At 47.8% G+C, this 17,083-nt stretch carries 18 protein-coding genes; 7 read left to right on the forward strand and 11 right to left on the reverse strand.

What is annotated here, in order from left to right; translation table 11 throughout:
* Nucleotides 1-173: 173 nt before the first annotated feature.
* Together AC6R1O_RS08115 and AC6R1O_RS08120 are read right to left on the reverse strand one after the other, a co-directional pair.
* Nucleotides 174-404: a DUF3389 family protein gene (locus AC6R1O_RS08115; RefSeq protein ID WP_487901547.1), complete on the reverse strand. Its 231-nt coding sequence runs from the start codon at nt 402-404 to the stop codon at nt 174-176.
* Entirely contained in the window at nt 394-837 is a 444-nt protein-coding gene (locus AC6R1O_RS08120; protein ID WP_500656824.1) for a hotdog fold thioesterase, read from the reverse strand. Before AC6R1O_RS08120 ends, AC6R1O_RS08115 begins: the two co-directional genes overlap by 11 nt.
* A 147-nt stretch (nt 838-984) precedes the next feature.
* Here AC6R1O_RS08120 and AC6R1O_RS08125 point away from each other — a divergent pair, with 147 nt between their 5' ends.
* Nucleotides 985-1,773 carry a M48 family metallopeptidase gene (locus tag AC6R1O_RS08125; protein WP_500628269.1) on the forward strand — a complete coding sequence of 263 codons (789 nt, stop codon included), beginning with the start codon at nt 985-987 and terminating at the stop codon, nt 1,771-1,773.
* A 97-nt stretch (nt 1,774-1,870) separates the two neighbouring features.
* Here AC6R1O_RS08125 and AC6R1O_RS08130 read toward each other — a convergent pair whose 3' ends face one another.
* Nucleotides 1,871-2,953 (reverse strand): site-2 protease family protein, encoded by a 1,083-nt coding sequence (locus AC6R1O_RS08130; RefSeq protein ID WP_500634006.1) that lies wholly within the window; start codon nt 2,951-2,953, stop codon nt 1,871-1,873.
* Between the two features lie 193 nt (nt 2,954-3,146).
* On the opposite strand from AC6R1O_RS08130, the gene AC6R1O_RS08135 reads away from it, so the two are divergent.
* Nucleotides 3,147-3,704 (forward strand): PhnA domain-containing protein, encoded by a 558-nt coding sequence (locus AC6R1O_RS08135; protein WP_500634007.1) that lies wholly within the window; start codon nt 3,147-3,149, stop codon nt 3,702-3,704.
* Between the two features lie 65 nt (nt 3,705-3,769).
* Here AC6R1O_RS08135 and AC6R1O_RS08140 read toward each other — a convergent pair whose 3' ends face one another.
* Nucleotides 3,770-3,961 (reverse strand): hypothetical protein, encoded by a 192-nt coding sequence (locus tag AC6R1O_RS08140; RefSeq protein ID WP_487901509.1) that lies wholly within the window; start codon nt 3,959-3,961, stop codon nt 3,770-3,772.
* Between the two features lie 716 nt (nt 3,962-4,677).
* A complete protein-coding gene (locus tag AC6R1O_RS08145) occupies nt 4,678-6,399 on the reverse strand; it encodes a bifunctional metallophosphatase/5'-nucleotidase (protein ID WP_500656825.1) in 1,722 nt (573 codons plus the stop codon).
* 219 nt (nt 6,400-6,618) lie between these two features.
* Between AC6R1O_RS08145 and AC6R1O_RS08150 the strand changes: the two genes are divergently transcribed.
* Nucleotides 6,619-8,253, forward strand: coding sequence for an ATP-dependent endonuclease (locus tag AC6R1O_RS08150; RefSeq protein WP_487901511.1), 1,635 nt, complete (start codon nt 6,619-6,621; stop codon nt 8,251-8,253).
* A 133-nt stretch (nt 8,254-8,386) separates the two neighbouring features.
* Here the strand turns inward: AC6R1O_RS08150 and AC6R1O_RS08155 are convergent, their stop codons facing one another.
* The 3 genes from AC6R1O_RS08155 to AC6R1O_RS08165 all read right to left on the reverse strand — a co-directional run bounded on the left by AC6R1O_RS08155 (nt 8,387) and on the right by AC6R1O_RS08165 (nt 11,207).
* Entirely contained in the window at nt 8,387-8,884 is a 498-nt protein-coding gene (locus tag AC6R1O_RS08155) for a DUF1097 domain-containing protein (RefSeq protein ID WP_500628273.1), read from the reverse strand.
* A 220-nt stretch (nt 8,885-9,104) separates the two neighbouring features.
* Entirely contained in the window at nt 9,105-10,634 is a 1,530-nt protein-coding gene (locus AC6R1O_RS08160; RefSeq protein WP_500656826.1) for a hypothetical protein, read from the reverse strand.
* Between the two features lie 24 nt (nt 10,635-10,658).
* On the reverse strand, nt 10,659-11,207 hold the full coding sequence (locus AC6R1O_RS08165; protein WP_500628275.1) for a CBS domain-containing protein: 549 nt from the start codon (nt 11,205-11,207) through the stop codon (nt 10,659-10,661).
* A gap of 457 nt (nt 11,208-11,664) precedes the next feature.
* Here AC6R1O_RS08165 and AC6R1O_RS08170 point away from each other — a divergent pair, with 457 nt between their 5' ends.
* A complete protein-coding gene (locus AC6R1O_RS08170) occupies nt 11,665-12,564 on the forward strand; it encodes a LysR substrate-binding domain-containing protein (RefSeq protein WP_487901515.1) in 900 nt (299 codons plus the stop codon).
* Between the two features lie 244 nt (nt 12,565-12,808).
* Complete coding sequence (gene focA / locus AC6R1O_RS08175; protein WP_500656827.1) at nt 12,809-14,269, forward strand: formate transporter FocA; 1,461 nt, start codon at nt 12,809-12,811, stop codon at nt 14,267-14,269.
* A 58-nt stretch (nt 14,270-14,327) separates the two neighbouring features.
* On the opposite strand, the gene AC6R1O_RS08180 is transcribed toward focA, so the two are convergent.
* The 3 genes from AC6R1O_RS08180 to AC6R1O_RS08190 all read right to left on the reverse strand — a co-directional run bounded on the left by AC6R1O_RS08180 (nt 14,328) and on the right by AC6R1O_RS08190 (nt 15,863).
* Nucleotides 14,328-14,897, reverse strand: coding sequence for a YceI family protein (locus AC6R1O_RS08180; RefSeq protein ID WP_334551855.1), 570 nt, complete (start codon nt 14,895-14,897; stop codon nt 14,328-14,330).
* Nucleotides 14,894-15,451: a cytochrome b gene (locus tag AC6R1O_RS08185; protein ID WP_500628277.1), complete on the reverse strand. Its 558-nt coding sequence runs from the start codon at nt 15,449-15,451 to the stop codon at nt 14,894-14,896. The genes AC6R1O_RS08180 and AC6R1O_RS08185 overlap by 4 nt, the downstream gene beginning before the upstream one ends.
* 163 nt (nt 15,452-15,614) lie before the next feature.
* Nucleotides 15,615-15,863: a DUF2164 domain-containing protein gene (locus AC6R1O_RS08190; protein WP_334551853.1), complete on the reverse strand. Its 249-nt coding sequence runs from the start codon at nt 15,861-15,863 to the stop codon at nt 15,615-15,617.
* A gap of 101 nt (nt 15,864-15,964) precedes the next feature.
* Here AC6R1O_RS08190 and AC6R1O_RS08195 point away from each other — a divergent pair, with 101 nt between their 5' ends.
* Nucleotides 15,965-16,600 carry a hypothetical protein gene (locus AC6R1O_RS08195; protein ID WP_334551852.1) on the forward strand — a complete coding sequence of 212 codons (636 nt, stop codon included), beginning with the start codon at nt 15,965-15,967 and terminating at the stop codon, nt 16,598-16,600.
* Nucleotides 16,601-16,684: 84 nt separating this feature from the next.
* On the forward strand, nt 16,685-17,083 hold a 399-nt coding region (locus tag AC6R1O_RS08200), incomplete at its 3' end, for an alpha/beta hydrolase family protein (RefSeq protein WP_500656828.1).

Consider the following 17,083-nt stretch of genomic DNA (forward strand, 5'->3'; position numbering starts at 1 on the left):
TTCTAGTTGGACACCACAATCTTTGCCTTGGTAGTGCTCAAATAAAGTTTCGAACTGGACGCGTAATCTTGGGCTACTCATAAAGGGGAAATTCGTTGGTTTTGGATTCCAAACTAGTTTCCTCATTTATGAGCTCACATGCAAGTTTTGATATCTCACCCCAATACCGAGTTCTATGATATTGCGATACCTAATTGCTCGGCAACTTGGGTTAATTGATGGGCGTTATCGAGCGAGATTGACCAGCTAGCTTCAGACGCTCTTACCGCAATCACGTTACCGCCACCATAGAGCATGACGGCGTCCGCTTGGGCTTGCAACGTGACTCTACCCGGCCCTGCTAACTTAATCACCACTTCATTGGGGGTCGCGATGATTTTCCCTAAACTGAACTCAATCAGCATGAGCTTTCGTTCCACGATGTTTCTTAACCGCGATGGTCAAGCGACTGGTGCACACCAGTCGTTGCCTTTCGTCGGTGATATCAATTTGCCACACTTGTGTAGAAATGCCTAAATGCACGGGTCTGGCTGTCCCGATGACATGCCCTTCTCGCATGGCGCGAACGTGGTTGGCGTTAATATCAAGCCCAACACAATAGCTTTCGTGATCAACACAGAAGTTTGCGGCCAGTGAACCGAGTGTCTCTGCGAGCACTACGGAAGCGCCGCCATGAAGCATACCGAGTGGCTGGTGGGTAAAATGACACACGGGCATGGTGGCCTTTAGGAAGTCATCACCAAAGTCGGTATAGACGATATTGAGATGTTCAATCAGAGTGTTTTTTGAGGTTTGATTGAGTTTTTCCAGATCGATCTCTTTTTTCCATATTTTCATTCTGTGATCCGTCGTTATAAAAAGCGTTGTCGCACGGTTGGTGCGTAGGAAACATCGTCGCGTTGTAGCATAATGAAGCGGAATAACTCAAGCGTCATGACTCACAATGCCGACGCTGGCACATTCGTTACCTAGATGGAGAACGTCATGCACATCACTTATAAGCGCGGCTTGTCGCTATCCTTAATCGCTGCAAGCCTCGCGTTGTCTGCCTGTAGTTCATCGCCGACGGGGCGATCACAGCTGATTTTATTTTCCGATCAAGATATGAGCGCTTTAGGTGCCCAGTCATTTGAACAGATGAAAAGCGAACAGCCGATCAGTACCGATGCCAAAACTAACGCGTACGTGCAGTGCGTTGCCAAAACCATTACGGCTCATGTGCCCAAGCAAGCGGGATTTGACGAGTGGGAAGTGGTGGTATTCGACAGTGACCAAGTCAACGCCTTCGCGCTCCCAGGTGGAAAAATCGGCGTATACACCGGATTGTTAAACGTCGCGGTCAATCAAGATCAGCTAGCAACGGTGATTGGCCATGAAATTGCGCATGTACTCGCCGATCACAGTAACGAGCGCTTATCTCAATCTCAAATTGCCAATGCAGGCTTACAAATCACCAACATCGCGTTGGGCAGTTCAGAGTATCGTGACATGACGATGGCGGCACTTGGCGTTGGCGTTCAATATGGCGTGCTGTTGCCCTACGGGCGTACCCAAGAATCCGAGGCGGATATCGTTGGGTTAGAATTGATGGCCAAAGCCGGCTTTGACCCTAAGCAAAGCGTCGCGCTGTGGCAAAATATGGCGAAAGCCTCCGGGGGCAATACGCCGCCTGAGCTACTCTCGACCCACCCCTCTCACAGTACACGTATTGATGATCTCAGCGCGAAAATGAAAACGCTGCCAGCGAGCAGCGTAAGCAAACCACAATGCTGAGTGTGCATACTCTACACAATGACCAACGGGAGCATGCTCCCGTGATTTCTATCTAGCCCACGCTGTAAGCGTGATAGCGCGGTACGTATCGGGTCAATTAGGTGCCCAGTATCAATAGAGGTAGGCGTAGCAACTCATCGCCCGTATTAGCAAAGAAGGCAATAATCGCGACCAACCCCGCTACCAAGCCCACATACCATATGGATGAAACAACTTGTCCATATCGGTCGAGCGGTAATAAATGGCTCGCATGGCGGCCACGCCACTCCAATACGATCTCAAGCATGCCCATGATGAGCAAGAAGCCAAACAAGGTCAGACCGAGCGAATAGCTGAGCAAGACCCCTGCCCCAGCTGCCGCACTGCACAGTAGGATGCCAGCGACGCTGTTCATTGAGAAGCTGATGCTTTTTAGAATATGGCCGCCGTCGAGAGGCAAAATAGGCAGCAAATTAAACAAATTCAGCAGTGCATTAAACACCGCCAACCCCGCAAAGAAGGCTTCCCCTGTGAGCAGATAGACTAACGTCAACAGTAATGAAAGGATGAAGCCAAACATTGGCCCCATGATTGAGATCACCACGTCTTGCCAGCGAGTGTTGATCTTTTCGTCGCTGAGAGCGAGTCCGCCGAGAAACGGCACTAAATAGATGCCTTTGGTTTTCATGCCAAAGTATTTCATTGCTTTGACGTGCCCATATTCATGAAAGATTAAGCAAGCCAGTAGTGCTAAGGCAAACTGAAACGAGAACAGCCATGAATAGGCGGCTAAACTGGCTGACGCCAGTACAACCTTAATCAGTTTGGCGCTCTTTAGTGCTTTCATACCTAAAGAGACTAAGCCGATCAGGCTAAATCGTCTTTCTGCCTTTGGTGGTCGCGTCGGCTGCTGACGTTCAATGTCTTTTTCCGTGCGTGTGGTGGTTGAATAGAGTTGATCGTTGAGTATCACTCTCACCTCGAGTGAAAACGGCTGCCACTGCAACGTCAATTCCACTTTGCAGTCTAAGCGCTCATCCCCTTTGCGTAACTCAAATTGGTGGCTTGATTCGTGTCCGTGCTCGGCATTGGCATCGAGTTGTGACACTAAGTGGTTGTCCCAATAGATCTGTTGCCAGCCTGCCATAGAGGCTTCGCCCCGCAGCGGCTTGCCTAGAAAGTCGATAGAAAAGAGTTCCAAGAGGGTTCCTTTGGTTAGGTATGCGCACAATTCACCCGAGAATTATGCCGACTTGAATACCTCAGGTAAAGCTTATCTGTGACGCTGTCACTCAATATATATCAATTGAACGATCGTTCACGCCCTTTATTTTTACCCGATAGTGTGCATAATAAGCCGCCTAGATTAAACACCCATCAAATGTGAGTCCTTTATGTCTTCAGAAGCTACTATGCTAGAACGTTGTGAATCTAAGTGTGAATTGTGCGCCACTGACGCACCACTGACGGCTTATGCTGTGCCGCCTCACAGCCACGTGACCGTTGATCATGCGATTATGGTTTGCGACAAGTGTCTATCAGAAATTGATGAGCCAAAAGACATTAACCACTGGCGCTGCCTCAATGACAGCATGTGGAGTCAGGTTCCACCTGTGCAAGTGACAGCTTGGCGTCAGTTAACGCGCCTCAACAGCGAGAGCTGGGCACAAGACGCGCTAGACATGATGTACATGGAAGAAGATCAGAAAACGTGGGCGATGCAAGGTATGTCTGCTGATGACAAACCTCTTGATTGTAATGGCGTTGAGCTAAAGAAAGGTGACGACGTAACGGTAATAAAAGACCTTCCCGTAAAAGGCACCAACCAAGTCATTAAGCAAGGTACAGTTATCCGTGGCATTAGCATTGGTGACGATCCTAAGCTTGTTTCTGGTAAAGCAAACGGCGGTCAGTCGATGTACGTGATTGCTGAATTTACTCGTAAGAAGTAATGAGCCGTTAAGAAAGCAAAACGCCAGCTCGATGTGAGCTGGCGTTTTCGTATTAACGTTTGGTGTTAACGGTAGAGACCGATATCCTTTTGCATGTGACCTGACAGCTGATCCGCATAGTACGCGCGTGGCTGGCTGTTGTCGGTAAATAGAATATCGAGTAAATGAGCAATCAATCCTTTGAAAGAAACCGCGTAGGTTTTTTTGTCCATAGAGATAGTTGGGTTTAGTGTGCCCATTTGCATTGCTTGTGCCATGATTGCCTCTCTATAAATCTGTACGTTTTGTTGGGCTAATAATAGACAAACTTATGTTGGCCAAAAAATGACAAAATTTCCCTATTCAAATTAGATTTTCTAATAAAACAACTCTTTAACAGAACAAAAAACGGATTATGCGTCAAAGGGGTTAAAAAGTGCGTAGAGTTCTCGTTAATGTGCATAGTTTTTCTACAGACGTTTCTTCTCTCTTACGCCGTTTACAAAACTTTTACACCTGGTCGTGCATAATTTTCGTCATTAACTTGTTGATATCCATCTTGTCGTTGTCTCGTTGCTACTGATGTGGCGTTTTTACCGTCTTGATCGCTGTGTGAGCACTAGGTAGCGTCATTTACCACAAGATTGATAGAAATTTGCAGGTAAGAACCATAAATTATCGAATTGTTTGGCTTAAAGCCATAACAATTGCTAATGTTTATTTTCCGCAGCGTTGGTATGAGGAATCCTCAAAAATGAAAAGAGCGCACGGTGAATGTACGCTCTTATATGTTTAATGGGATCATCATGTCGGTGAGTATCGCTTTCAAATCGTGCCCATTGGTACGAAATACACCAATGCCGACCAAACGCTTATCCAACTGATCACCACGACGACATCAATCCAGTCTTTACGCCACATAATGTCTTACCTTTGAGTTCGCTTATCGTAAACCGTTTCGGTCTCTCTGCTGACATTAATGGCTTAGCATACTCTATGCCAAATTGGATTTTGATGTCCCTACGTGCTTGGCATTGAGGGTGTCGGGGCAGTCTTGAAGCATTTCGATAAAGCAATCGGCCATCGACATGGGGGTCACCACTCCCTCGCCAGCCATGTTCAAGATGGCGTCGTAGCCTTCTTTCCCTTTCATGGTGTAAGCCGATGATGTGCCCACATAGGTTTGATTTTGTTCAACTTTCACCCATTGGTTGCCTGAGCTTCTCACCTCTAGCCGCGTGATTCGTTCACCGATGGGTGACGATTCATTGTAGGTAAAGCGCAAGTTGTACGTGTATGGGTAAGAACCATCCCCTGTCCCTTCAACTCCATTGCTGATCGCGTTGTTGATGGCGCCTTCTATCACGCGATAAAGATGCTGCCCCTCTATCTCATATACGCCAATAGGGACGGCAAAGGGCAAAAGTTTGCCAGCAATGTCTGCCACACTCACTTGACCAATATTGAGTGAGTTTCTCACTCCTCCGGCATTGTGAATGGCAAAATCCACTGTCATACCGCGCTTGCGCATCGAATGGACAAAAGAGCGTGCGACGAGAGGCGCGAGTTCGCTCGGCCCTTGCGTATCAGGGATCCTCACATGGCGAAGATAGCGACCCGCATCCGCAATGTATGTGTTTTGTAGGCTGCGGACATGACAGCTGTATTGGCGCTCTAAAAGTTGATAGACCGTGGGATCTTTTTTGCAGACCACCGCTTGAGGATACGCATCAATAAAATGTCTCGCGGCTTGATAACGGCTTTCTGTATGCGCCTGACTTCGCGAAGCATCAATAAACAGTTGGCGGCCCAGTAATAGCTCATTGGTTCCGTTAAATGCGATCACCTGGCCCTGGTCATCAAACTCAATGTCACAATGACCCATGCTCAGTGCGTGATAGCCTGCTTGCACAACATAGGTATTGTTGACCTTCACTCCGTATTCGTCGTCTTTCGCAAGTCCGAGCGCCGAGAAGTCGCCTTGCAGGCGATGGCTGTGGCCGCCAATCACCAAGCCAATCCCATCGACATGATTGGCGATATCCAAGTCCGCGTCGTAGCCCATATGGCTAAGCAAAATAATATTTCGGATCCCCGCTTGATGGATGGCAGCCACGGTGGCCCGCGCGGTTTCAATGGTGGAGACAAACGGCGTATCAACATCTGGATTAGAGATGTCTTGCATCTTATCCAACGCTAGGGAGAAAATCGCCACTTTACTCTGCCCGACCGTTTTCTCTATCCAACCAGCCGTACGTGTTGGGGATTGATAGGCGATAACCTTTGGGTTATCGGATAGGCGTGTGGGTTTGTCTTGGCGCTCTTGGCTCAGATCCCAGTTGCCTGCAAGCAGTGGAAACTCGATTCGCTGGGCAAACTGCGCGACGGGTAAGTTGCCCATATCAAGCTCATGATTGCCTAACGCCATGGCATCTATGCCTAGCGCATTGAGCATGGTGGCGTTTGCTTCCCCTTTAAACAGCGAAAAGTAAAGCGTGCCTTGAAAGCAATCTCCTGCGTGGAGAAAGAGGAAGGCATCACCGGCCTGTTGCGCCTCGTCTCTCAGCTGTTTGGCGCGAGTGGCGATGCGAGCAAAGCCCCCAGCGCTGACGTAAGGTGTGAGTGTGTCACCTTCCACGTTCAATGTGAGCTGTAACGAGGAGGGTTCAAAATAGGAATGGGTATCGTTAATGTGTGCTATACGTAATTTTGTCATGTTATAGTTTTTATCTGTCTTCTTTACTCTCTTTTCCCGTCATCCTAACGCAATCGGTATGACAGATTCATTATATTTCACACTTTTATTGAACATGCCATTTGATATACATCGCTCAGTGTGACTTGAGCATAATTGCCTGTTTGTGAGGTAAATATCTGCTAAACCACACTTTTTCGATTATGCTTAAACTGTCTATAGCCAAAACGGAGTGACTCTATGAGATTAGAGCGAATCGAAATTTCTGGCTTTCGCGGTATCCGCCGCTTATCTATCGCATTTGATGAACTCACCACGCTGATTGGCGAAAACACCTGGGGTAAATCGTCACTGCTCGACGCACTGAGCGTTGCCTTGCCGTCTGAAGGCACACCGTATCAATTTGAAATGACGGACTTTCATGTTGATTACTCCATTGCTCATCCGCAAACCCAACACTTACAAATTGTGCTCAGCCTTATCGCGACGGATAAAAATGAAGTTCGCTCCGGGCGCTATCGAAAAATCAAACCGATCTGGATCACCGACGAGGAAGGTGTACAAAGGATTATTTACCGTTTAAGTGCTTCACGCGACGGGCATTCCATCTCGACCCGCTATGCTTTTCTCAACGATCAAGGGGATCCTTTGCCGTTACACCACTCAGAGAAGCTTGCTCAGGAGTTGATGTCACTTCACCCCGTGATTCGGTTAAAAGACTCCCGCCGATTTGAACGCCCTTTCAGCAACGGTAACGGCGTCAATGAACGATCAGAGAAACGCATTGATAACACTTGCCGCCGTTTGATGGCTATCCCTGGCCATGTCAACAAAGGCGAAATGCGCAGTAGCCTCAACTCGATGAACGTGTTGGTCGATCACTATTTCTCCTTTAAATCCAGCAGTCGTAAGAATCCGCGGAAGCAGCGTGACGGCATCTTCTTTAATGCCCCAAGCAGCAACAAGAGCATTACGCAGGTCGTCGCGGAAACGCACAATAAGCAGACACGGTTGCTGTTTATGACACTCCTCAACGCCTATTTACAGGCTAAAGGGCCAAACAAACTTCGTCGCTGCGCACGTCCTTTGCTGATCATTGAAGATCCCGAAGGTCGTTTACACCCCACCCACCTAGCTCGGGCGTGGGGGCTGTTGCAGTTGCTGCCAATGCAAAAGATTCTCACCACCAACAGTGGAGAGTTACTTGGTCAAGTGCCAATGCGCAGCCTGCGACGTCTAGTGCGACAATCCGATAAAACCATCACCTACTACTTGCCAGAACAACGTTTTAGCCGCGATGAGCTTCGACGGATTGGTTTCCACATTCGCTTTCACCGATCCGGAGCGCTGTTTGCGCGTTGTTGGTTGTTGGTGGAGGGAGAAACGGAAGTGTGGCTGTTTAATGAGCTGGCCAATCAATGCGGCTATAACCTCGCCGCAGAGGGCGTGCAAATCATCGAGTTTGCGCAATCGGGGCTGAAATCTCTGATCAAAGTCGCTAAAGCCTTTGGTATCGATTGGCATGTGGTGACCGATGGCGATGCAGCTGGCAAAAAGTACGCGGCGGCGGTAAAAGCGCAATTGGGGCATGATCAGCAAAGACATCGTCTCACCGAGCTGCCCGATCGAGACATCGAACACTATCTTTACAACAACGGTTTTGAATCCTTCTTCAAGGAAAAAATCAAGGTGCCTTTGGATCATCCTATTCCCGCGAAAAAGGTGGTCGCGAGGGTGCTGAAGAAATACGCCAAACCCGACTTAGCACTCGCACTGGTCCACCATTGTGAAGAGCAAGGCGTCGAGTGCATTCCAATACTGCTTAGATGGACATTAAAGCGTGTGATTACCATGGCGAACGGCAACACGCCTTAAAGTTTTATATTGGTGTGACCAACAAACGAAAAAACGGCATATCATAAAGAGATGCCGTTGTATCAAAAGGCTCACTCATTCAGGTTGAGAGTGCGAAGAAGATACTCAATCGGGGGGAAGTAGAAATAACGCACTACTGGCTCACAGCTTGGCCGCTTCTCGCTGACGCGGATTTGCCATTGGATTGAGACTTTTGTTGTAACCATAGGCCAGACGCTTTCATCGCATAACCAAACACGCCGCCCAACATCAGGGATGGAACAACCAGTTGCCAATCACCATTTGCGGCAAACGTCGCGCACGAACCGATGAATGTACCAGGGATATAAGCTAGCCAGGACTGTTTCGCTTGAATACACATGAAAAAAGCGACAATCGCAGTAATGACATAGCCAAGTATTTCTAGCGAAGCAAACTGGCTAGCGTGAATGATCACCATTGCCCAAAACACACCGCTTAGGTTGGTGATTAAGCTTTGTGCTAAGCCTTTTAAGCCTGAAGTCGGAGAAGCAAAGTAACTGGTGCAGCCTAGAAATCCTGCCCAGGTCAGCAAACCGAGTGAGATGGCAATCCAGCCCCACAGGCCGGAAAGTAAGCCGGTGGTCAGCGATATCGCGAGTAATGTCGTCATAATGCCTCACAGAGAAAATCGGTAGCGTTAGAAATTGCCGCCATCATATCGCTATGCTTAGCCTTATTAAGTTACATTGATCACACTATTGCGCAACAAAAATTCATTCGTTACATTAATTAGTGACGCAATCGATATTTAAACAGATTTAGTAAACAGAAAGCAAAAATGGCCAAACGTAATGCTTGGCCATTTTTTGTATCGACAAATGACGTGGGGGCTAGATCAACATAGTCGAGTAAACCACACCAGCAAGTCCCAAGGTGGCTAACACGCCAACCACTTTTTCTGTCATCACACCCTCACGTTCCGCCGCTTTGCCGAACATACCGAAGACGAGTGGATGGACTAAGAAAGTCATCGCGAAAGTGAAGGTGATCAAGCTGGCCGCCGCACTACCAAACATGCCCTCTTGCACCGCAGCAAATAGGCCAAAGTGAGATAAGCCTGAAGACGCTGCCATTGATGCATGCTCCAACGACATTCCCGCCAAACTCAGGAGGGTAAAGCTGCCGAAGACTGCCATAATTTGCCAACCCAGGGAAAAGAGCATCAACCCTTTCACCTCTTTGGCCTCGCTACCAGCGGCATTGCGTAGGTTTTTCAGTGCAAAGAAAACAAATGCTCCCCCCACTAAAATCAGTGGCAATGTCCATTGTACGAGCAGTGAACCATTCTCAGCACTCGCCGCAAGAATCGTAAACACAAAGATATGACCTGCAAACGGAATGTTGATCATGATAGGCGCTCGTGATGCCGCAGTGCGACCGAAATCGCCTGCCGTACATGCGCCTGTTAGCCCTGAGTGAGACAAACCGCCTGCCATACCCGGTGCCAAGTTTCTGAGATGGTTAGCACGACCAACAAAGATTAACAGCGCCAAACCTCCAAACATCCAGAAGACTTGTCCTGCAAAACCGTAAACGATCACGCTCGATAGACCCGGAATTGCGAACGCTTCAAGCATGTGCGAACCGCCGACCAAGAAGCTTCCGGCCAATACAAGTGGGATACCAGCGAACAGCAGTGAGTTCATGGTTGGACCTAACTTCCACTTTGGTAGCATAGCACCAAGGCCCGATGATAAAATCATCGCAAAGAAAATCTGAGGTAAACCGATGTAGGCTTGCACGATATTAGACAGCATCAACGAAAACTTCAGTACCAGTACAATCGCAACGGCTTCCACCACCCCCTTGCGGATGTAAGACTGTTTACAGGCGAAAATCGCTTTGCTATCCACTAGGATGAACGCGATCGCTAGGCTGATGTAAGCCAGCAGCAAGTAAGAATCGCCCAATTGATAATGGCTCGCGCGCCCAGACAGCAGCGCGTCCGCCATATCGATACCGAGCAATAATAGAAACGCACGCACAATAAACATGAACTGAGTGGTGTTCGTTCCCAGCACCATCTCTTTGTTCGATGGTGTGAAATAACTGTCGTCCGACATATCGTTGTTTGACAACAGACGCTTAATCTCTTGTCCTCCAACGAAGAAAGAGGCAATCAAAGCGATGACGGTGGTTTGACTCATCATCACGACCACAGGAAAATCGGTTAATCCCGGTTGAGCCATACCACTTTGAACCAACAAGGATCCAAGGCCTAAACCAAACACGACGATCACCAACAGTGAAGAGTACTTAGTACCCGCAACAATTGTGCGCGCCACCAGTACCATGATCGAAAGCGCGACAAACGCCAACACGTAATGATTAAACGCCGCTAGATGGGAAAACTGTTCCATTATAACTCCAACTATAAACTCGAATTAAGCGACACTGGTGTCTGCTTGAGGGGTGCTGACAGGCGACGTCGCCGTTGGCGCTTCTTTAAATAAGGTACGCAGTGCACGCAGCACTTCTGTACGAGAAACCACACCAACATATTTGCCTTCATTAAGGACCGGCAGAATTTGTGGGCGATTCACCTTGATGCTTTTGACGCGCTCTTCCAAAGAGAGTGTGCTCAAACGTGTCGCGATACCCATCGCGGTTGTTGGATAAATCTGGTCTTTATCAAGCGCGAGAAACTCCATCACATCAGTGAGGCGCTCTTCAAAACCAATCGTGACCACATCGGTTTTCATCAATTGGCCAATCGTTACTTGAGTGTCGGGGATGTAATCTTGACACCACATTTCCGTCATCACGTCATGCGCAGAAAAGAAGCCAACTAAATTACCTTGCTCATCGCAAACGGCGGCACCGTTAGTGTTGTGTTGTAAAAACTGGTCGATTGCCGCGTAAAGAGGCGTATCTTGACGTAATACTGGTGCGTTCGAATTGACAATGTCGCTTACGGTTAACAATGCACTCATAACATTCTCCTAAAAATAGCGGTCGGCATCCCATGCCAATCCATCAAAGATTCAATAACTCAGCAGCCCATACCTCACTGCTGGACGCCATGTTACAAAGCGCACTTGTATTAGTAAATTTGATTTTATTTATTTTTAGATTCAATTTTATTGATGCAAAATAAAATTGAGGCTTTTCGTTATAGAAAGAGAGAGGCCATCAATCGGATTGATAGAGTGTTTCAGAATGACGAAGCCACAACGATCATCAATGAGAGCTTGATCTCGAAGCGTTGGACTAACACTTTGATAGTATAGTATTCAGGAGCTGAGATACTGACTATGACAGAGCGGGAATAAATTGAAAAATTGATTTATTTTCATTTCTGAATCAGATTTTCTGATATACAATCTTAGCCAATTTTGAGCGACTTCACCTCAATTATGCTTTGCCTGAATAGAAAGAAGAGGAGAAACGGTGCGGTATTCTTTGAAACAACTCGCGGTATTTGATGCCGTGGCCGAACTGGGTAGCGTTAGCCAAGCCGCTGATAAACTGGCCATTACCCAATCCGCTGCCAGTATGTCCTTAAGCCAGCTAGAAAAGCTCCTCGGCAGAGAGCTGTTTATTCGTCAGGGTAAATATATGCGCCTTAGCCACTGGGGCAACTGGCTAAGACCGAGAGCGAAAAGGCTCCTGCAGGATGCAGAACAGATCGAAATTGGTTTCTATGACCAACATTTGTTCAGTGGCAATATCAATATTGGTGCTAGCCAAACTCCCGCGGAACACCTCGTCCCCGAGCTAATCAGTACCATTGATAATGATTTTCCAGAAATCCGTACCGCTTTGGATGTCAAAAGTACCAATCAGGTCATTCAAGGCGTACTCGATTATAAATATGACCTCGGCATTATCGAAGGTCGATGTGACGATAACCGCACGCATCAAGAAGAGTGGTTCCGAGATCACCTCGTTGTGATCAGTTCAGCGCATCACCCATACGCCAAAAACGAACGCGTCAGTTTGGCGCAATTAGAGCAAGCTCAATGGGTGCTGCGTGAAGGCGGCGCCGGTACTCGTTCTGTATTTGAAGGGGCGATGTTACCGTTGATCCCAGACCTTGACGTATGGCGTGAATACGCGCACATTCCGGTCATTCGTCGGCTTGTCGCCAATGGTAAATACCTGTCATGTCTCCCCTACCTCGATGTCGCGCCCTATATTGAACGCGGTGAACTTGCCGCGCTGAACGTACCGGAGCTGAAAATGAATCGAGCGATTTCATTTATCTGGCGCGCAGACATGGAAGATCATCCTTTGTTGGATTGTATTAAGCGCGAAGCACATCGGATGATTAAAAACCACAAATTCTGAGCTCCAACAACCAGCGCAAAGCCCTCTTTTGGAGGGTTTTGTTTTACCCCTTCTCTCTATCAATGTTTCTGATACTCTTTTCGCCCCCTCCCTTAATCGCTATTTTATTTATCTATATCAATTTAATTGATGGTAATTAAAACATTAATCAATTTTATCTTTACTGAATCTTTGCCTACCCTACAATGAATCCACAAGGACAATAGGATGCATAGTCTGCATTGAAAGGAGTTTGGGGGGAGCGATGACACAAACACACAACGAGAAGGTCTCTTTTTCACCCGCCGAAATGATGGCGGAAGCGGAAAAGTTTGCTTTCAGTAAAGCCAACAAAACCAGCACGATGACACTGAGCCTCGCGATCATGGCTGGTGCATTTATCGGTTTAGCGTTCGTCTTCTATATTACGGTCACTACCGATAATGCGGGAGCCGGATGGGGATTGAGTCGCTTAGTCGGCGGCTTGGCATTCAGTATGGGACTAATTTTGATCGTCATTTGTGGCGGCGAACTCTTTACCAGCTCGGTGTTGTCGAGCATTTCTTGGGCGAACGGACAAATCAGTGCCACCAAGATGCTGTCGATTTGGGGTAAGGTCTACCTGGGTAACTTTATTGGTGCCTCACTGCTGCTGATTATTGTGTTTTTTGCAGGCTTGTACGGCTTAGATCATGGCCAGTGGGGACTAAATGCGCTGAACATCGCGCAGCATAAACTGCATCACACGCCCGTTCAGGCCTTTGCACTGGGCGTATTGTGTAATCTCCTGGTGTGTTTGGCCATCTGGTTAACCTTTAGCAGCGCCAATACCATGACCAAAGCGGCCATGACGGTAATGCCGGTGGCGATGTTTGTGTCCAGCGGCTTTGAGCACTGTGTGGCTAATATGTTTATGGTGCCACTTGGTATCGCCATCCACAGCTTTGCCCCAGAGCCTTTTTGGTCGCAAATTAGTGTGCCTGCTTCGCAGTTTAACGACTTAACGGTCGGCCATTTCATCACAGCTAACCTAATCCCAGTCACCCTCGGCAACATCGTGGGTGGCGCGGTGTTGGTAGGTTTAGCGAACTGGTCTATTTATCGTCGGCCTCAGCTTAAAGCGGCGGACAGTCAGGCGATCACTCAACCCGAAAAGATCAGCGCCCACACCCTTTATCGCGGCGAAGACACCGTAACCATCGGGACAATTATGGACACGCATCCGGTTCAGTTCGTTGCGAACACTCCGACCGGCAAAGCCATTGATACGCTACTTGAGCAGCACATCGACGGCGCACCTGTCGTCAATACACAAAATGAATTGATCGGATTCTTTTCAATTCACGACGCCATGATTGAGATGTGGAGCCATCCGCACCATACTCACATGGAACAAAGCGTCGTGATGGTGATGAATGATGAGATCAGCGCGGTGTCGGCAAGCGATACCTTGCTTGATGTATTGGAGTATTTTTGCCTGGACAAAGCGGCGTTGTTTCCGACATCGAGCATGGGTTATGCAACGCAACTTAACCCTGGGTCACTTACCGCACGCGCAAAGCATTCGCCCCCCAATCGCCCATCAGTCTTGCCGGTACTGGCTGATGGACGTCTTGTTGGCGTGGTGACCCGAGCACAAGTTCTTCGTGCCTTACAACAAACGACTAAACTTGAGTCAAAATCACCCTACGAGACTGATGCGCAAGACGAAAAGCGTCTCGCATAAATCATAGAAACAATAAAGCCCTCCGATTGGAGGGCTAAGTCATTCTATCTAGAGATGATTACTTCTTAACGCCTTCGACATGCAGTTCCATATCGACGTAGCTTGATGCGCCCATCACCGCGATATCAAAATCAGCAAGCTCTAGTCGTGTTGTACCCACGAATCCTGCGCGCTCACCACCCCATGGGTCTTGGCCTGCGCCGACAAACTCAGCGTCGATAGTAATCGGTTTAGTCACACCATGTAGGTTCAAGTCGCCCTTCACTTCTAGCATGCCGTCCCCTTTATCGACAACACTGGTGCTCGTAAAGGTTGCGGTCGAGAATTTTGAAGCATCAATGAAATCAGCGCTACGAATGTGTTTATCACGTTCCGCGTGATTTGAGTCGAGGCTGCGAGTGTCCACATTCACGGTCACTTTCGACGCTTCAACATTACTAGGATCGTAAGAGAACTCGCCATCAAAGGTGTTAAAACGACCCTTAATGAAGCTGTATCCTAAATGGCTAACTTTAAAGTTGACCGATGCGTGTGCACCTTTGGTGTCAATTACGTAATCCGCCGCGCTTGCGCCTAATGGCAGTACCATTGCCATAGCTAGTCCGGTAGCAAGTAACGTCTTTTTCATTTTGAAGCTCCTATCATTTTGCGTAGCGTGTTGTCTTTGTTAATAAAGTGGTGTTTTAGTGCTGCCAGTGCATGCACAGCGGCTAATAAGATTAACGCCCAAGCAGCGTAAAAGTGTATTTGCCCTGCGGTATCGGCTTGACCTTCAAAGAAAGCGCCCATACCAGGCACGGTGAACCAACCGAATACTTCGATACCTCGCCCATCTTCCGTTGAAATAAGATATCCCGACACAAACAACGTCAGAAGTAGTGTGTACATGGCTAGGTGCGCCAACTTTGCGCCGAGGATTTCAATCTTTGCGCCTTCGATCTTTGGTGACGCTGTCACATTCTTCCAGGCAAATCGGAATAGAGTGACAAGGGCTAATAAAATACCCACTGATTTGTGCCAATGCGGTGCGGTTTTGTACCATTCACTGTAGTAGCTCAAATCAACCATCCACAGCCCTACCGCAAACATGCCAATCACAACCAGTGCCGACACCCAGTGGATGGCGCGCGCGACGCCGTTGTAGTTCTTTACCCTATGCGGATGATTTTGGCTGCTGTTCATTTGTATACTTCCAACTTTGGTTGACGCCCAAGCAAAAAAGTTATGGTTGAGCACGTTTTTATAATCAATTGCGTTATGAATGATTATCGGACAGGTTCGCAAACTTGGAAATGTCGTCACATTGATGAAGTCATTCAAAAAATTTGAAGGAACTTATCCCTAGTTACTTTGGCTCCCACTGTTCTAGCTCGTATATTTCATCCGCAACATCCATCACTTTACGCTCAAACACGGCTTGGGCATCACTTAACCCCTTGTTATAAAAGGTGGCAGAAAACTGTTTAATCACAAAGTCGGTGAGAAATTCGGCATCGAATTGGCCAATTTCTACCTCCAACTCATCATGTAAATAGTCTTGGAGTGACTGCGCCATCGCGTGTTTTTGTTGTGATGTAAATTCAATCTTAGACATAAACCCCTCATTTCCCCTGAATTTTAGCCAATTAAATGTAACTTAATTTAAAAGTGGCGTGTTACTCTAATTTGGCGAGTTTGAGTAATGGAGAACCCACCTTGCTACTGGATGTGCTAATTCAAAGCGTGAACGAGTTTCAAGCCGACTGTATGGCCCTATGTGAAAAGCACTACCCGACCATTCATAATAAAGGCATGAGTGAGCACCATTTAGGCTTGGCGTTTGCCCGGCGTCTTTCTCGTACCCTGACCGAGTTTGGCCACGCGTGTGATTACACTGCCCAAGAATGCCTGACCCACAAAGAGATGCCTCACCACTATCGAGTGAGCTCAGAGCTGGGCACTGTTTGGATTATGACGTCTCACCTGGTCAGCGCAGGTTCCACCCACCGTAAGAAGTTATTTAAGTCCATCGCTCTATGGCACGCCGAATACAGTTACGCTATTCAGCCCAACGACCTTGTGCTCCTGCTGTCTGACCATTGGATCACTCGCAGTAAACAGAGCCGCGAGTTGTTACACTGGTGGACGGGGCAACTGCCTGACCAGTTAGACGATTACCGTATTCAAGGGGTGAGCTTATATGAGAGCGACTCACAATTAGCGGCGACACTAGAAGAGCAATTTGGCATGAGTCCTTACTACGTTAAGTTCACCCATCCACTGCGTCGCTCAACGGATCAGCAACTGGTGCGCAAGTATTTGCATTTATATTCAGTTATTCAACTTAGTTAGTCCCTTTCCCGCTCCACCACTGTCACAGAAGCGTCACTCTGCGCGCGCATACTAAAGCGATCCCCTCACTGATTTAATGACTCGATGAAGAAACTGAAGCGTTATCAGTATGAACGCTACGCGGTGCTGTGTAATCTTGCTTATCAACGCGTCCTAAAACAGACACGCTATGGCTTTGCCCCAAACGGCCAGCGCGTTATTCACAACCGCTTTGGTAAACCTATGATTCGTGTGCTGTGGAGCCACGATAAAGACGAAGTCATTGTGGTGATCAAAGGCTCCCACAATGTTTGGGATTGGCTACTTAACCTTAAACTTTGGCACAAAAGCTGCGAGCCTTTCCAATTACCCTATGCGATTCACGCCGGCTACTTCGACTTACTCAATCAAGAAAGCACGCCAAGTCATAAGAGCGACACTCTAGGTATGAGTGTGTTCGACAAATTGCTCACGATACTCGTGCCATTGATAGAACAGGGTAAA

The organism is Vibrio sp. R11-SG3-ISO3-SZ (assembly GCF_059834345.1).